Raw genomic sequence first — 16,361 nt, 5'->3', positions numbered from 1 at the left:
CTTAATTTATTACAACTCTTTGGCTTCCTCTGGTAGATTAGGCGTCCTGTATTCGATTCCAAGACACTATGCTGGGCAACACCTTGCGCGGGGGACGGACCGCGGTGCGCACCTTGCTGGCGGCCACGCTGGCCCTGCTGGCGCTGGGCGACCCCGCCACCGCGGCGCCCCCGCCCAACCTGCGCAACCTGCGCTTCGACCAGGTGTCGATCGAGCATGGCCTGTCGCAGGAAACCGTGCTCAACATCCTGCAGGACCGCCGGGGCTTCATGTGGTTCGGCACCCAGGCCGGCCTGAACCGCTACGACGGTTACCGGATGACCGTCTACCGCACCGACCCGCAAGACCCCGCCTCGCTTCCCGACAGCTTCATCAACGCCTCCTTCGAAGACGCCGAGGGACGCCTGTGGTTCGGCACCAAGGGCGGGTTGGCGCGCCTGGACGCCGCGTCCGGCAAGTTCGTGCGCTACCCGCTGGCCGATGCCGGTACGCCGCAGGACGGCAACCGCAGCGTCAACGCGATCGTCGCCGACCGGGAGGGCATCCTCTGGCTGGGCACCAATGACGGCCTGAAACGCTTCGATCCGGCCAGCGGCGCCTTCACCACGATCCGCCACCCGGCGCACGACGGCGCGCCCGGTGGCGACGCCGTGGTCGCACTCGCCTTCGACGGCCGCGGCGCGCTCTGGGCCGGCACCTCGCGCGGGCTGGGCCGCCTGGCGCCCGGCGCGCAGCAGCTCGAACACTTTGCGCCGCGCGGCCAGGACCCGCGCAGCGCACGCGTCAATGCCCTGTCGATGGGCCCGCGCGACACCCTCTGGGTCGGCACCGACGCCGGGATCGAGGCCTGGGACCTGGACGAGGGCACGCCGCGCCGGCGCACGCTCGGCGCCGCGGAAGGCGTCGGCGACATGCGCGTGCTGGCGCTGTACCACGATGCCGGCGGCACGCTCTGGGCCGGCACCGATGCCGAAGGCGTCAAATGGCGCGACCCGACCACCAGGCGCTTCGTCTCGTATGGCAACCGCCCGCTCGACCCCCACAGCCTGGCCGACAACCAGGTCGGCTCGATCCGGATCGACCGCAGCGGCACGCTCTGGGTCGGCACCCGTTTCCGCGGCCTGTCGCGCACCGACCTCGCCAGCGGCGGCTTCTCGAACTTCAGCTTCCGCCCCGAAGGCAGCTACCGGATCGGCTTCGAAAAGGCGCGCGACGTCGCCGTGCGTCCCGACGGCAAGCTCTGGATCGGCACCTTCGGCGGCGGCCTGGTGCTGCTCGACCCGGAGACCGGGCGTACGGAACAGCTGCGCCACCAGGGTGGCCGCGACGACACCATCCCGAGCGACGTGGTGCACAGCCTCTCCATCGCGGGCCAGCGCCTCTGGGTCGGCAGCCAGGGTGCGCTGGCATGGAGCGACGTGAACGGCGGCCCCTTTCACCGGGTCGAGCTGCCGGGGCTGGGCACCGCTTCCGTGCAGGAGGTGCAGCGCACGCGCGACGGGGTGCTGTGGGCCGTCACGCGGGCCGGCCTGTACCAGCTGGACGAGGACCTGCACGTGCGCCAGGTCTGGCGCCACGACCCGCGCCAGCCTGCGAGCATCGGCGACAACACGCTGTTCCAGATGGTCGAGGACGCGCAGGGCATCCTCTGGATCGGGACCGACAATGGGCTCGACCGCTTCGACCGCAAGAGCGGCCTGTTCACCCATTACCGGCACGACCCGCAAGACCCCTCCAGCCTGCGCCACAACCGCATCTACGGCCTGGCCCTGACGCGCCGCGGCCGGCTCTGGGTCGGCACCGCCGGCGGCCTGCACCGGGTCGACCGCGGCGCCGGCGGCAAGCTGGCCTTCACCCTCGTCAAGCTGATCGACGCGCACGGGCCGCTGCCGATCGGCGCCGTGCTGGAAGATGCGCGCGGCCGCCTGTGGGCCAGCATGACCGACGGCATCAGCCGCTACGACCCCGTGACCGGCCAGTACAAGCACTACACGGACAAGGACGGCCTGATCGACGGCACCTTCTTCGTGGGTTCGGGCGCGCGCGGCCCGGACGGGCAGCTGCATTTCGGCGGCGTGAACGGCCTGACCTCCTTCATGCCGGACGCGATCCGCGACAATCCCTATCCGCCGCAGGTGGCGATCACCGATTTCCTCGTTTTTAACAAGTCGCAGCGCCTGCCGCCCGGGCGCACCCGCGAGATCACGCTGTCGCAGCAGGAATCGGTGTTCTCGTTCGAATTCGCGGGCCTGCACTACGCGGCGCCCGCCAGCAACCGCTATTCCTACCGGCTCGAGGGCTTCGACCAGGGCTGGGTCGATACCGATGCCGGCAAGCGCTATGCCACCTACACCAACCTCGATCCGGGCACCTATGTGTTCCGGGTGCGCGCGAGTAACAAGGACGGGGTCTGGAGCGAGGCGCCGGCGGCGCTGTCGATCACGGTGACGCCGCCCTGGTGGAAGAGCTGGTGGTTCCGCCTGCTGGCGCTGGCCGCCGCCGCCGCACTCCTGCTGGCCGGCTACCGCCTGCGCATCCGCGCACTGGTCCAGCAAAAGGGGATGCTCGAACGCGAGGTCGGCGCCCGCACCGCCGAACTGGTGCTGCAGAAGGATGCGGCCGAACGGCGCAAGCGCGAAGCCGAGGAGCAGGGCGAGGCCGCCGACAGCGCGCGCCGCAACATCGCGCTGCTGTCCGATATCGGTCGCCGCCTGACCGCCAACCTCGACACCGAGGCCATCACCACCACGCTCTACGAACACGTGCAGGTGCTGATGGACGCGCCGGTGTTCGCGGTGGCGGTGGCGCGCGGCGAGGGCGCGCAGCTCGAGTTCCCGTATGCGGTGATCGATGGCCGGCGCTGCGCGTCGCCGGTGCGCGAACGGGACGACCCGCTCCAGCTGGCCGCGTGGTGCATCGAACATGGGCGCGAAGTCTTCATCAACGACCTGGCCGCCGACACGCCGCGCTACCTGCCGGGCGTCGATCCGCGCGAGGCGGCGGCGGCGGCCTTGCCCTGCGCGCCAGGCGCGCGGCCGGCATCAAACCTGCCGCAGTCGCTGCTGTATGTGCCGGTCGCGGTCGGCCAGCGCGTGCTCGGCGCCTTGTCGGTGCAAAGCTTCGCGCCGCATGCCTACCAGCGCGTGCACCTCGACATGCTGCGCACGCTGGCCGCCTATGTCGGCGTTGCGCTCGACAATGCCCGGGCCTACCGCCAGCTGAAGGACGTGCAGGGCCAGCTCGCGGCCCAGGAAAAGCTGGCTTCGCTCGGCTCGCTGGTGGCCGGCGTCGCCCACGAACTCAATACCCCGATCGGCAACAGCCTGCTGATGGCCAGCACCCTGCACGACAAGACGCTGGACCTGTCCACCGCGCTCGACACGGCGGCGCTGCGGCGCTCCGAACTGGCCGGCTACCTCGGTTCGGCGCGCGAAGCGTCCGAGCTGATCATGCGCAGCCTGCACCAGGCGGCAGACCTGGTGAACAGCTTCCGCCAGGTCTCGGTCGACCAGGCCAGCGCCCAGCGCCGCCGCTTTGACCTGGCGCGCGCCTGCCAGGAAATCGTCGCCACGCTGATGAACAAGGTGCGCCTTGCCGGACACGTGCTCGAGATCGACGTGCCGGCGGGGATCACGATGGACAGCTATCCGGGCCCGCTCGGCCAGGTCCTGATCAACTTCGTCAACAACGCGCTGCTGCATGCGTTTGAAGGCCCGGGAGGAACCATGCGCCTGTCGGCCCGACTGCTCGACGGCGACTGGGTCCGCATCGCTTTTGCCGACGACGGGCGCGGCATCGCGGCGGAGCACCTGGCGCGCGTGTTCGACCCCTTCTTCACCACGCGCACGGGGCAGGGCGGCACCGGCCTGGGCCTGAATATCGCGCATACCATCGCCACCTCGCTGCTGGCCGGCGCGATCCGGGTCGAGAGCACGCCCGGCAGCGGCACCGTCTTCATCCTCGAGCTGCCCCTGCGGGCGGCCGACGCACGAACACCGACAAGTACCCCGTCCCCCACCGAAGAGAGGAAACTGCACGCATGAGCATCATCACCACGATCGAGGATCTGCGCGTCCTGGCAAAAAGGCGCGTACCACGGATGTTCTACGACTACGCCGACGCCGGGTCCTGGACCGAATCGACCTACCGCGCCAACGAGGAGGATTTTGCGAAGATCAAATTCCGCCAGCGCGTGGCGGTCAACCTCACCAACCGCAGCCTCAAGAGCACGATGATCGGGCAGGAAGTGGCGATGCCGGTGGCGCTGGCGCCGACCGGCCTGACCGGCATGCAGCATGCCGACGGCGAGATCCTTGCTGCGCGCGCGGCCGAGAAAATCGGGGTGCCGTTCACGCTCTCGACGATGAGCATCTGTTCGATCGAGGACGTCGCCGCGCGCACCAGCAAGCCGTTCTGGTTCCAGCTGTACGTGATGAAGGACCGCGAGTTCATCAACCGCCTGATCGACCGCGCGAAAGCGGCGCAGTGTTCGGCGCTGGTCCTGACGCTCGATTTGCAGGTGCTGGGCCAGCGCCACAAGGACCTGCGCAACGGCATGACGGCGCCGCCGAAGCTGACGATTCCGAACATGATCAACCTGGCGACCAAGCCGCGCTGGTGCTGGAACATCCTGCGCACCCCGCGCCGCCAGTTCGGCAACATCGTCGGCCATGCGACCAGCGTCTCGGACATGAGTTCGCTCTCGTCCTGGACCGCGCAGCAATTCGATCCCGCGCTGTCCTGGGACGACGTGGCCTGGATCAAGGAGCGCTGGGGCGGCAAACTGATCATCAAGGGCATCATGGACCCGGAAGACGCGCGCCTGGCGGTCAAGAGCGGCGCCGACGCGCTGATCGTCTCCAACCACGGCGGACGCCAGCTCGACGGCGCGCAGTCGAGCATCGGGGCGCTGCCGGCCATCGTCGCCGAGGTCGGCAGCCAGATCGAAGTGCACATGGACGGCGGCGTGCGCTCCGGCCAGGACGTGATCCGCGCGCTGGCGCTGGGGGCGCAGGGCGTGTATATCGGGCGGCCCTTCCTGTATGGCCTGGGGGCGATGGGTGAGGCGGGCGTGGCGCGCTGCCTCGAGATCATCCGCAACGAGCTCGACCTGACGATGGCCTTCTGCGGCCTGCGCGACGTGCGCGACGTGGACCGCAATATCCTGCTGCCAGGCACTTACTAAGCAGGGGCCATGGGCCTTGCCCGTACGGAGCGATGTGTTGCGTGGAGCCTGTGATAGCATTGCTGAGTTCCTTGCCAGTTTGGCATCTCCGCAATCGTCACCATGATCACATCGATTCACCAGGCACCCCGGCCACGGAAAAGCGCGGCGCATGACTGAGTTCACGCCTGCGCAAAGGCTGGCCGACTGGCGGCCCGCTTTCTTCCTCCAGGGCCGCCCCGCGCGCATGAATACCGCGTTCCTGCTGTCGGCGGCCGTTCACGCGCTGCTGCTCAGCCTTGCCGTCGGTGGAGAGACCCTGGGCCTGCCGGGCCTGCACTTTCCGTGGGAAGAAAGGCGGCTCGGGCCGAATGAATTGCAGGTCCGGCTGGCGCCCGCCCCCGCTGCGGCGCCCCTGCCGCCGGCACAGCCCGCGCCTGCACCCGCCGCAGCGGAAAAGCCCGCAGTGGCGAAGGCGGCGACACCCCGCGCCACGCCGGCAGCGGCCGCCGCATCGATCCCGGCACCGGCAGCCATGCCGGCGGCGCCAGCCGCGCCGCCGTCCGCACCTCTTCCGGCCCCCGTGCCGGCCCCCGTACCCGCGCCCCTTCCAACGACCGCTGCTGCGGCGCCGCCAACGCCGCCGGTGATGACAGCGCAACTTGCCCAGGAGAGCACAAGGCCGGAATCCGAAAAAACGGCCGATGTGGCACAGCGGCGCATCGACGAGGACCGGCGCGAACGAGCGGTCGAGCAAGAGCGGGAGCAGGCGCGCACACAGCGGCTGCGGCAGCTTGCGCTCGAGGCGGACGCGCAGCGCGAAGCGGCACGCCTGTCGGCCGAACGCGAGGAGCTTGCGCGGCAGGAGGACCTGCGCCGGGCAGCGCAGCGGCAGGAAGAGGCGAGGCTGATCGAAAAGGCGCAGCAGGAGAGCGCCCGCCAGGAACGCGAACGGCTGGAGGCCGCGCGCCACGACGCCGATCTGCGGGAACAGTCGCGGCAAGCGCAAGCCGAGGCCGCGCGGGCGGAAGCCGCGCGTCAGGAATTGGCCCGGCAAGAGGCCCGGCGTCAGGAAGCAGCACGCCAGGAGCAGGAACGGTCCGAGTTGGCGCGCAGGGAAGCGGCACGCCTGGCCGCCGAGCGTGACGAGGCGCTGCGCCAGGAGCAGGCAAGCCTGCGCGACAAGGCCCAGCAGGAAGCGGCGCGCCAGGAGCAGGAACGGCAGGAGGCTGCACGCCGGGACGCAGCCAAGCAGGAGCAGGCAAGACAGGCGCAGCAGGAAGCTGCCCGCCTGGCCGCCGAACGCGAGCAGCTTGCGCGGCAGGAAGCCCAGCGCCAGGAGCAGGCGAGGGTGCTTGAAAAAGCGCGCCAGGACGCCGCCCGCCAGGAGCAGGAACGCGCCGAGGCCGCGCGCCTGGTGGCAGCGCAACAGGAGTCAGCGCGGCAGGAATCAGCCCGTCAGGAGTCAGCCCGTCAGGAATCAGCCCGGCAAGAGGCCGCTCGCCAGGAAGCCGCGCGCCAGGACGCCAGCAGGCAGGAGCAGGCCCGCCAGGACCAGGCCCGTCTGGAGCAGGACGCACTAACGCAGGCCAGGCTGGAGCGCGAACGTGAAAAGGCCGAACAGGAGGCGCAGCGCGAGGAGCGCCTGCGCGCGATCGGCAAGCAGCTCGACGCGGAAAAAGCCCAGCGCGACGCGGCGGCCAAACCCGCCCCCACGGTCAGCAGCCTGCGCCGCGGCTGGCTGTTCGGCCGCGCCGATGCGAACGCCGACCTGGTCCAGTATGCACAAGCCATGAGCCGCAAGATCGAGATGAACCAGTCGCTCGACACCGTGCGCGACCTGCTGAAGCAGCCGCATGCGCAGCCGGTCGTGACGGTGGCGGTGCGCGCCGACGGCTCGGTGGAGAAGGTGACCTTCGTGGCCTCCAGCGGCGTCCCGGCGCTCGACGAGGCGATCCGCAACGTGGTGGCCGGCCAGGCGCCCTACGGCCGCTTCCCGCCGGCCCTGGCGCGCCAGTACGATGTGGTCGAGATTCGCCGCACCTGGATCTTCGACGTCGCTATCCGCCTGGAGTAAATCGGAACCGGCGGCGGTGATGCCGCCCTCGGCCTGATCCTGCGAGGCCGCGAAATACGTAGGGTGGGCGCCTGTGAAGTGACCCCACAAAGTTGGACAGTTAAGTCTACGCAGCCAAGTGCTGAGTCCTGAATTGTACAGGGCTCAGCCCGCCGAGCTTGAGCTTGATGCGCTCGTGATTGTAGTCATGACAGTTTCCCTTGCGTGACATGCTCTGCACCATGCCGCGTTCCTTGAGCATTTGGCGATAGGCCGTCATGCGGTACTGCCACCCCTGGTCGGAATGGAGCATCGGCTTGTCTGCCGAACTGAGTTTGGAAAACGCTTTTGTCAGCATCGACGTCACGAGCTCGAATGGTGGGCGCCTGTTCATCTCAAAAGCGACGATCTCACGGTTGTACAGGTCGAGCACTGGCGACAAATATAGCTTCTCGCCGGCGACGTTAAATTCGGTCACGTCCGTCACCCACTTCTCGTTCGGCGCCGTCGCTTCGAACTGGCGGTTCAATTCGTTCGGCGCCGCCTGGCCCACCTCGCCTCTGAATGACTTGTATTTCTTGGGTCTGACCAGCGACTTCAGTTTCAACACCCCCATCAGGCGCTGAACGGTCTTGTGGTTGACGTGCTGACCCAGCTGGCGGAGCGCGGCCGTGATACGACGGTAGCCGTAGCGGCCCTTGTGGCGTTCATACTCGGCCTTGATCATCGCCTTGAGCGGTTCGTACTTGTCGCCAGCCTTCTGCGCGCCGACTTGGAAATAAAAGGTGCTCCGTGCCAAGCCAATAAGCCTGAGCAAACCAGCAACTGGATACTGCTGCCTCAGTTCCTGCACTACTTGCGCTTTTTCGGCGTGGCCGATTTCTGCCGTGCTTGAACTAAGGCATCCAACTTTTTTAGGACTGCATTCTCCATGCGCAGGTAATCGAGCTCAACGAGCAATTCTTCCCGGCTGCGTGTGTCCTCGCCTGCAGGAACGACCGGCTTTGTTGGTATCGGTATTTTCTTCACTCGTCTTGTCGGCGGTAGCGTCAACGCTTTGACCCCGCCCTCTCGATATGCGCGCTCCCAAGTTCCTACTGTCGAATGACGGCGGATATCGAACTGGGCAGCGGTCTGGGTTATGGAAAGCCGATTTTCCCACATGTGCTGCAGCACCGACAATTTGAAATCGGCGTCATATCGGCTTCGCTTCTCCCTCAGTCCAGCATCGCCATGGAGCCGATAGGCCGTCACCCACCGCTCGACCAACGAGCGATTGGCCATACCGTGGCGCTGCGACAGGGCCCGATAGCCACCGCGACCAGACAAGTAATCTTGAACCACCGTGTGTTTGAACTGTTCTGTGTACTTCGACATACACCTCCCAAAAGTTGTGTCCAACTTTTGGGGGTCAGTTCACTGTGCCCACGCGGACGTTTGTGTCGTGTTGACCGATGCACGCGGCGATAAGGCCCGCAAACCAGAATACGTTATCGCGGATCCTCCGTATAGATTGCAGTATGCGGTGGGCGCGGAATCCAACCCGGCCAACGCGGCGCATGGTTCCGCGTGGGCACGGGTGCCCACCCTGCGGGAATCGACCGTTCGTCGTCACCCCACCAGGTTCGTCGCCCGTCCCGCTTCCCACGCCTCGATATTGTCCACCAGCATATCCGCCAGCGTCTGCATCGCCCCGGCGCTGGCCCAGGCCACGTGCGGCGTCAGGATGAAATTCGGCAGCCGCAGCCCCAGCAGCGGATTGTCCTGTGACGGCGGTTCCTTGGAGAGCACGTCGAAACCGGCGCCACCGATCGTGCGCCGCATCAGCGCTTCGGCCAGCGCGTCCTCGTCGACCAGGCCGCCGCGTGCGGTGTTGATCAGGAGTGCGCCCGGCTTCATCAGCCCCAGTTCGCGCGCGCCGATCATGTGGCGCGTCGCATCGGTCAGCGGCAGGTGCAGGCTGACCACGTCCGACGTGGCCAGCAATTCGTCCAGGGCGAGCTGCTCGACGCCCGGCTCGCTGACCGGCGAGCGCGAGGTCGTGGCGATGCGCATGCCGAAGGCCTGGCCGATCTGCGCCACGCGCCGTCCCAGCGCGCCGTAACCGACAATGCCGAGGCGGCTGCCGGCCAGGTCGCCGATCGGGTGATCAAGCAGGCAGAAACGGTTGGAGCGCTCCCAGCGCCCCGCCTCCACATCCGCGACATAGGCGCGCAGGTTGCGGCGCAGGGCCAGCATCAGGGTAAAACAGTGCTCGGGCACCGACACGACCGAATAATCACGGATGTTGGCGACCGCAATGCCGCGCGCGCGGCAGGCCGCGAGATCGACGTTGTCGGTCCCGGTGGCGGCGACGGCCACCATGCGCAGTTCGGGCAGCTGGTCGAGGACTTCGGCGCGCAGCGGCACCTTGTTGGTGACGGCGATCGTGGCGCCGCGCAGGCGCTCAAGCACCTGGTCGGCCGCGGTGGCCGGGTAGTCGAGCCAGTCGTGGGCAAACGCGGGAGGCCGCACCTGGGCAAGCAGGCTGTCGCGGTCGAGGAAGACAATCTTGTGCATGGCGCGCTCCAGGGCAGGGGAGCGCATATTGTAGAGCATGCGCCCGATGGGGGAAGAAACCGGCCCGGAACGAGCGCGGACAGGGGATGTACCGCTGGATAAGCAGCGCTTGCCCGGCGTGGGTAAATCAGTGGGTAAATCAAGCGCCGGCGTGGCGCGGGCCGGCGCGATGACAGGCGAAAAAAAGACAGGGCAAACCCTGTCTTTTTTGGGCTATGGTGGGGCTCGAGCGGCCTGTAATTATTTGGTGGCGGCGGTGGTGCTGTCCGCTTTGTGCGTGGCAGTGTCCGCCTTGTGTTCCGCCTTCGCTTCGGCGGCGTCGGCTTTTGCTTCCGCTTTTTTCTTGCTGGCTTTCTTCGTGGCCTTGGCCTTGTCCTTCGCGGCGTCCGCTTTCGCGTCGGCGACATCGGCCTTCGCTTCGGCCTGGGCCTTCTCTACCTTGGCATCGGCCTTCGCAACTTCCTTGGCTTCCTTCGCTTCCGCCTTGGTGCTAGGCGTGGCCGCGTGCGTTGCGTGCGTTGCGGTCTGGGCGAATGCCGAGGTAGCGAACAGGCCGGCGATCAGGGTAGCGACGATTTTGCTCATGGTCTTTCCTTCAGGAGTGGACATATGAATGGAACCTGGACCGCGTTCCGGTGCTGCTGTGCCGATAACGCGGCTCGGATCGACAGCGTTGACGTCCTTTTACATCCGGTTACAAACAGCACGCGATTTGAACCCGGGCGCAACCGTTAGCTGCCGTACAGTCGCCCCGGCACAGCTCTCCTACACTGGGCCTTACCGGAAAAACGCAGGAGTTCGCCATGCCCGACGCCCTCAAGCTCTACAAATCCAAGCGCGATTTTTCGATCACGTCCGAGCCTGCCGAAGGCGGCGTGCCGGGGAAGGACGCGCTCAGCTTCGTGATCCAGAAACACTGGGCCAGCCGCCTGCACTACGATTTCCGCATCGAACTCGACGGTACGATGAAGAGCTGGGCCGTGCCGAAAGGCCCGAGCTACGACACCCACGACCGGCGCATGGCCGTGCACGTCGAGGACCACCCGATTTCCTACTCCGATTTCGAAGGTACGATTCCCGAAAAGCAGTATGGCGCGGGCAAGGTCATCATCTGGGACAAGGGCACCTGGGAACCGGAGGGCAATCCGCACGAGGGCTACCGCAAGGGCAACCTGAAATTCCGGCTGCATGGGCACAAAATGCACGGCAACTGGGTGCTGGTACGGATGAAGGGCCGTGGCGACGAGAAGCAGGAAGCCTGGCTGCTGATCAAGGAAAAGGACGATTACGCGCGCCCGGCCGAGGAGTTCTCGGTGGTCGACGAAATGCCCGATAGCGTGAAGTCGCTGCCGATGCCCGGCACGAGCGAGAAAGTGCCGGCGAAGGTGAAGGGCAAGGCGAAGGCAGCTGCGGCCGATGAGGCGGCGCCCGCGAAGACGACCCGCGCCACGAAAGGCAAGGCAGCCGCCGCGGCGCCGGCCGCTAAGTCGACCGCCAAAAGCCGCACCACGAAAGCGAAGGCCGACGCCGCCGCCGTGAAAGCCGCCGACGCGGCGCGCGACGGCAGCCTGCCCGAAGGCGTGGTCGAGGCGCCGCTGCCGGCGCAATTCGCGCCGGAGCTGGCGACCCTGGTCGACAGCCCGCCGGCCAATCCCGAAGAATGGGTATTCGAAGTCAAGTTCGACGGCTACCGCATGCTCGCGCGTATCGAGAATGGGGAAGTGCGCCTGATCACCCGCAACAACAACGACTGGACCGACAAGCTGCGCCCGCTCCAGAAAGAAATCGAACGGATCGGCTTGCCCGACGGCTGGTATGACGGCGAAATCGTCGTGCACGACGCCAACGGGCGCCCGAATTTCGGCTTGCTGCAGCTCGCTTTCGACGGCAGCGACAAGGCCGACATCGTCTATTTCATTTTCGATGCGCCTTACCTCGGCGGCTATGACCTGCGCAATGCGGCGCTGGTCGACCGGCGCGCCTTGCTGGAAGGGGCGCTGAACCAGGCGAAGGCGTCCGAGAGCGTGCGTTTTTCGGGCGTCTTCGGGACCGATCCCGAGGGACTGGTCGCGGCGGCCTGCAAGATCGGCCTGGAGGGCGTGATCGGCAAGCGGCGCGATTCGCGCTATGTCTCGCGCCGCTCGCCCGAATGGATCAAACTGAAATGCGGCCAGCGCCAGGAATTCGTGATCGCCGGCTATACCGACCCCAAGGGTTCGCGCACCGGCGTCGGTTCGCTCCTGCTGGGCACCTACGACAAGGAGGGCGTGCTGCGTTATGCCGGCAACGTCGGCAGCGGCTTCAATGCCGAGAGCCTGCGCGACGTCACCGCCAAACTGAAGGCGCTCGATACCGACGCCAGCCCCTTCCCGCCGCGCTCGGTCCCGGGGCGCAAGCACCACTGGGTGAAACCCGAGCTGATTGCCGAGGTCAGCTTTTCGGAGTGGACCAATACCGGCTCGGTGCGCCATCCGGTGTTCCAGGGCCTGCGCACCGACAAGCCGGCCGCGGGCATCACGCGCGAACTGCCTACCCCTGTGAAGGAAGTCGAAATGAACGAAAATGCCGAACCCGTCTCGAAGGAACCCGCATCGAAGCAACCCCTTGCGCCCGAGGGCAAGCTTCCCGCGACGCTGAAGATCACGAACGGCGACCGCGTCGTCGACGAAAAGAGCGGCGCCACCAAGATGGACGTGGTGCGCTATTACGCGCTGGTGGGCGAGCTGATGATGGAACACCTGAAGGGGCGGCCGGTATCGCTGGTGCGCGCCCCGGCCGGCATCAAGGGTGACCTGGTGTTCCAGAAGCACGCCGACATCAAGAAGCTGCCCGGCGTAAAACACATGGACCAGGCGCTCGATCCGGACCATCCGCCGATGCTCACGGTCGATAACATCGCCGGCATCCTGTCGGCGGCCCAGTGGAACGCGCTCGAATTCCACACCCAGAACGCGCTCGGCAAGGCCTACGACAAGCCCGACCGCATGGTATTCGACCTCGACCCGGGCGAGGGCGCCGAGTGGCCGGCGATGCAGGAAGCTGCCCAGGTGATGCGCGCCTTGCTCGAGGAGCTCGGGCTGCCGGCCTTCCTGAAGACCAGTGGCGGCAAAGGCTTGCACGTGGTGGTGCCGATCAAGGGCGGCAAGGACTGGGACACCGTCAAAGGCTTCTCGCAAGCGATCGTGAACCACCTGGCCAAGACCTTCCCGGATCGCTATTCGGCCAAGAGCGGCGCCAAGAACCGGGTCGGGAAGATCTTCATCGACTACCTGCGCAACGGCCAGGGCGCGACCACGGTCTGCGCCTGGTCGGTGCGCGCGCGTCCCGGGCTGGGGATCTCGGTGCCGCTGGCCTGGGACGAACTGCAGTCGATGAAGTCGAGCGACCAGTGGAATGTACTCAACGCGCATACGCGCCTGGACAAGGGAAACGATCCTTGGGAAGGGTATGCGAAGGCCGCCAGAACGCTGACGGCGGCGATGAAGAAACTCGGCTACGAGGCGCCGGCCGGGGGCTGATGCATCTCGAGCCGCGGCGGCCGCGCCAGTTGCTCAGCGCTGGCGCCCGATGAAGGTGGCGACGCGTTCGAGCGCGGCGGGCGCGATCGTTTCGTCGATCTTCTCGTATTCCGCCGTGCCCCCGGTTTTCGCCGTCTGGAACAGGTGGTTCAGGTTCGGCAGGATCGCCGACTCGACCTTTTTATTGCCGCCCTGGCGCAGCGCGCCGGTGATCCCTGCGACGTTTTCCTGCGCGGGCACCTGGTGGTCGAGGCTGCCGTTCAGGACCAGCACCGGTACCCTGACGGTGCGCCAGTCGCTGCGCGGGTCGGACTGCAGCAGCGTGCGCAGCCACGGTTTACGCGCCTCTTCCAGGCGCAGCGAGCCATAACCCATCTTGTACTTGGCGAGGATGGCGACGGCGTCCGGCTGCTCTTCCCGCAAGGTCTTCAGCGCCGCCATGCGGGTGTCCGCATCCTCGTGGGCGACGATCGTGCGGTAATACGCGCCGGCGTAGGCGACGACGCGTCCGGCTTCCTCGGGCGTGGCCCCGGCATCCATGGTTTCGATGCGGTCCTGCAGCAGGGTCAGGTCCAGGCCCGGCAAGCCGATGCCGGCCATCGAGACGAGGAAATCGGCATCGCGCGGCGCGCGCGCCGCCACGGCCGCGGACAGTCCCGAACCTTCGCTCAGGCCCAGCAGTCCCACGCGGCTGAAGCGCTTGCTGGCGCGCAGGGCACGCAGGGCGCCTTGCGCGTCGTCGACCAGCTTGCTTGTCGTGAGCGTTTCGAAGTCGCCGCTCGAGCGGCCATTGCCGCGCTTGTCGTAGCGCAGCACGGCAATCCCGCGCCGCGCCAGGTAGTCGGCCAGCACCCGGAAGTGCTGGTGGCCGGCGATGTCGGCGTCGCGTGTCGACGGGCCGCTGCCATGGACCAGCACCACGGCGGGCGGGCGCTGCACGCCATGCGGGACCGACAGCGTGGCACCGAGCATGACGCCGTCGCCGCCGGCGATCGCCAGCGTTTCCTCGGTGTAGGGGAAGGGAGGCTGCGGCGTTTGTGGCCGCGCCTTGCGCGGGAAGTCGGCTACCTGGCGCAGCGTCAGGGGAAAATTCTCGCCGGCCTGTTTCCAGACGCCCTTGAAATGGTCCTGCTCCCAGGTCAGCACCAGCACGCCGAAGGGCAGGACCAGTTCCGCCTGCGCTCCGTTTTCGGTGACCGCTTTCAGGGGCAGGTCGTACTGGCCCTGGTCGGGGCTGGCCATCGAGGCCCAGGCCGCACCATCGGCGCGGGTGAACAGGTCGGCGCCGAGCTTGAGGACAGGGCCGTTCGGAATCGTGATTTCGCCCATCCAGCGGCCCGGGTGGTCGGCGATCACGCCGGCATGGGCAGCCGCCTGTGCAGCGAGGAGGGAAGCGATGGACAGCGTCCTGAGGATTGCCGTTTTCATCGTCGTTCACCTTGCCGTTAGCATATCGATATCCGATTGTAGAGCGGAAAATTTACTTGAGGGAAATTTTCGGATATGCATGCGGCGGCCTGCGGGGCTTTCGCGCCCTGCGGTTGGCCATGAAAAGGGAAGGCCGCGGCATGCGCCGCGGCGCAACATCAATAGCGGCGCGAGCTGGTCGTGCCGTTATAGGTTTGCTTGTTGACCTTGGCCGAGATTTTTTTCCAGATGAAGCCGGCAATCGCCATCATGATCATTTTGCGCATCGTATTCTCCAATAAGTGAAAGGTTGGTGTTCTTCAGGACTCGTTCTTGTAGATTCCACGGAAATTCATCGCCATCAGCGCCACCTGCAGCGCAATCAGTGCCCAGGCTTCGTCGTGGACGCCCCAGATGATCCACAGGACGTTACTGAGGATGAACATCCAGAAGCCGAAAATGCGTTTGCCGGCTTTTTTCGAGCCGATCATGAAGGCGGCATACAGGCTGACCGCCATCGCGGGCCATTGCAGGAGGTCGAGCAAATCCTCCATCCGTCAGGCCGCCTTCTTGCGGCGAACGGGCGCCTTGGCAGCTACCGCCTTGGCGACCGCCTTGGCCGCCGGCTTTGCGGCCGCCTTCTTTGCAGGAGCGCGCTTCGGGGCGGCCTTCGCAGCCACGGCCTCGCGGCTGGCGGCGGCCGTCCTGCGGCGCGGCGCCGGTTCCTCGTCCTCGTCTTCCGCGGCGGGCTTTTTGGCGCGCTTCGGCGGCGGCGGTTCGTCGTCATCGTCGTCCCCGGCTTCACTATGCGCCGCCTTGCCCGGCTTCTTGCCCAGGCTGGCCTGCAGCAGCGAGACCAGGTCGATGACATTGGTCGCCTTTGCCGGCTTCTCGTCCGGGTCGGGCATGGTGATGGTCTTGGTCTGCTTGGCCTTGACCTTCTTCTCGATCAGGGCCAGCACGTCTTCGCGGTAGGTGTCGTGGTACTGCTCCGGCTCCCAGTCCTCGCTCATGCCCTCGACCAGGGCCATCGCCATTTTCAGTTCCTTGTCGCTGATCGCCGTTTTCGCGTTCTTGCCCGGGATTTTCAGTTCCGCGGCGTCGCGGATCTCGTCGGCATAGCGCAGCGTGTTCATCACGATCGTGTTGCCCACGCAGTGCAGGGCGGCCAGGTGCTGCTTGACGCGGATGACGACGTGGGCGATGCCGATCTTGCCCACTTTTTTCAGGGTGTCGCGCAGCAGCGCATACACCTTGTCGCCGCCCTTGCCGGGGGCGAGGTAATAGGGCTGGTCGTAATACAGGAGCGGCACGTCCCCGGCGTCGACAAAGGCGAGGATGTCGATCGTTTGCGTCGCTTCCGGATTCGCGCGCCTCAAATCCTCGTCCGAGAGCACGACCCATTCGTCGTCGGCGTATTCGTAACCCTTGATGATGTCGTCCCAGGTCACTTCCTTCTGCGTGTTCTTGTTGTAGCGCTTGAACCCGATCGGGGAAAAGTCGCGGCGGTCGAGCATGTGCAGGTCGAGTCCTTTGTCGCTCACCGCCGGATACATCTCGACCGGGATATGCACCAGCCCGAAGCTGATCGCACCTTTCCACATACTGCGTGCCATAACGATTCTCCTTATGTCGTGCCTGACAAAACCGCCATGGC

Annotated in this window: 10 protein-coding genes; 4 read left to right on the top strand and 6 right to left on the bottom strand. The window is 66.5% G+C overall.

From position 1 onward, the window contains the following. The first annotated feature begins 68 nt into the window (after window positions 1–68). From AC1MEM_RS19115 to AC1MEM_RS19105, 3 genes are all read left to right on the top strand, one after another. Window positions 69–4,043, top strand: coding sequence for a sensor histidine kinase (locus AC1MEM_RS19115; RefSeq protein ID WP_499473175.1), 3,975 nt, complete (start codon window positions 69–71; stop codon window positions 4,041–4,043). After that, window positions 4,040–5,185, top strand: coding sequence for an alpha-hydroxy acid oxidase (locus AC1MEM_RS19110; RefSeq protein ID WP_499473173.1), 1,146 nt, complete (start codon window positions 4,040–4,042; stop codon window positions 5,183–5,185). Before AC1MEM_RS19115 ends, AC1MEM_RS19110 begins: the two co-directional genes overlap by 4 nt. A 151-nt stretch (window positions 5,186–5,336) precedes the next feature. Beyond that, a complete protein-coding gene (locus AC1MEM_RS19105; protein ID WP_499473171.1) occupies window positions 5,337–7,241 on the top strand; it encodes a TonB C-terminal domain-containing protein in 1,905 nt (634 codons plus the stop codon). Between the two features lie 106 nt (window positions 7,242–7,347). Here AC1MEM_RS19105 and AC1MEM_RS19100 read toward each other — a convergent pair. The 3 genes from AC1MEM_RS19100 to AC1MEM_RS19090 all read right to left on the bottom strand — a co-directional run bounded on the left by AC1MEM_RS19100 (window position 7,348) and on the right by AC1MEM_RS19090 (window position 10,364). Next, window positions 7,348–8,597, bottom strand: a protein-coding gene (locus AC1MEM_RS19100) for an IS3 family transposase (RefSeq protein ID WP_499473170.1) whose coding sequence is annotated in 2 segments (ribosomal slippage) — window positions 7,348–8,118 and window positions 8,121–8,597 — 1,248 coding nt in all. Because the reading frame shifts where the segments join, the coding sequence is not laid out codon by codon here. A 234-nt stretch (window positions 8,598–8,831) separates the two neighbouring features. Continuing rightward, on the bottom strand, window positions 8,832–9,779 hold the full coding sequence (locus AC1MEM_RS19095) for a D-2-hydroxyacid dehydrogenase (RefSeq protein WP_499473168.1): 948 nt from the start codon (window positions 9,777–9,779) through the stop codon (window positions 8,832–8,834). A 240-nt stretch (window positions 9,780–10,019) separates the two neighbouring features. Further along, the gene (locus AC1MEM_RS19090; RefSeq protein ID WP_499473166.1) at window positions 10,020–10,364 is read right to left on the bottom strand and encodes a hypothetical protein; all 345 of its coding nucleotides are present in this window, start codon (window positions 10,362–10,364) and stop codon (window positions 10,020–10,022) included. A 218-nt stretch (window positions 10,365–10,582) separates the two neighbouring features. Between AC1MEM_RS19090 and ligD the strand changes: the two genes are divergently transcribed. Continuing rightward, window positions 10,583–13,297 carry a DNA ligase D gene (gene ligD / locus AC1MEM_RS19085; RefSeq protein WP_499473164.1) on the top strand — a complete coding sequence of 905 codons (2,715 nt, stop codon included), beginning with the start codon at window positions 10,583–10,585 and terminating at the stop codon, window positions 13,295–13,297. Window positions 13,298–13,330: 33 nt separating this feature from the next. Here ligD and AC1MEM_RS19080 read toward each other — a convergent pair whose 3' ends face one another. The 3 genes from AC1MEM_RS19080 to ku all read right to left on the bottom strand — a co-directional run bounded on the left by AC1MEM_RS19080 (window position 13,331) and on the right by ku (window position 16,320). After that, window positions 13,331–14,725 (bottom strand): alpha/beta hydrolase family protein, encoded by a 1,395-nt coding sequence (locus AC1MEM_RS19080; protein ID WP_499473162.1) that lies wholly within the window; start codon window positions 14,723–14,725, stop codon window positions 13,331–13,333. Between the two features lie 299 nt (window positions 14,726–15,024). After that, window positions 15,025–15,258 (bottom strand): hypothetical protein, encoded by a 234-nt coding sequence (locus AC1MEM_RS19075; protein WP_499473160.1) that lies wholly within the window; start codon window positions 15,256–15,258, stop codon window positions 15,025–15,027. 3 nt (window positions 15,259–15,261) lie between these two features. Continuing rightward, the gene (gene ku, locus AC1MEM_RS19070) at window positions 15,262–16,320 is read right to left on the bottom strand and encodes a non-homologous end joining protein Ku (RefSeq protein WP_499473158.1); all 1,059 of its coding nucleotides are present in this window, start codon (window positions 16,318–16,320) and stop codon (window positions 15,262–15,264) included. Window positions 16,321–16,361: the final 41 nt, after the last annotated feature.

The organism is Telluria sp. AIW5 (assembly GCF_056680575.1).
Note: the sequence above shows the minus strand (reverse complement) of the source record. Positions and strands in the feature narration are given on the sequence as shown.

Coding starts and splice junctions, on each gene's coding strand:
- AC1MEM_RS19115 (WP_499473175.1), top strand. CDS start 69: ATGCTGGGCAACACCTTGCGCGGGGGACGGACCGCGGTGCGCACCTTG.
- AC1MEM_RS19110 (WP_499473173.1), top strand. CDS start 4,040: ATGAGCATCATCACCACGATCGAGGATCTGCGCGTCCTGGCAAAAAGG.
- AC1MEM_RS19105 (WP_499473171.1), top strand. CDS start 5,337: ATGACTGAGTTCACGCCTGCGCAAAGGCTGGCCGACTGGCGGCCCGCT.
- AC1MEM_RS19095 (WP_499473168.1), bottom strand. CDS start 9,779: ATGCACAAGATTGTCTTCCTCGACCGCGACAGCCTGCTTGCCCAGGTG.
- AC1MEM_RS19090 (WP_499473166.1), bottom strand. CDS start 10,364: ATGAGCAAAATCGTCGCTACCCTGATCGCCGGCCTGTTCGCTACCTCG.
- ligD (WP_499473164.1), top strand. CDS start 10,583: ATGCCCGACGCCCTCAAGCTCTACAAATCCAAGCGCGATTTTTCGATC.
- AC1MEM_RS19080 (WP_499473162.1), bottom strand. CDS start 14,725: ATGAAAACGGCAATCCTCAGGACGCTGTCCATCGCTTCCCTCCTCGCT.
- AC1MEM_RS19075 (WP_499473160.1), bottom strand. CDS start 15,258: ATGGAGGATTTGCTCGACCTCCTGCAATGGCCCGCGATGGCGGTCAGC.
- ku (WP_499473158.1), bottom strand. CDS start 16,320: ATGGCACGCAGTATGTGGAAAGGTGCGATCAGCTTCGGGCTGGTGCAT.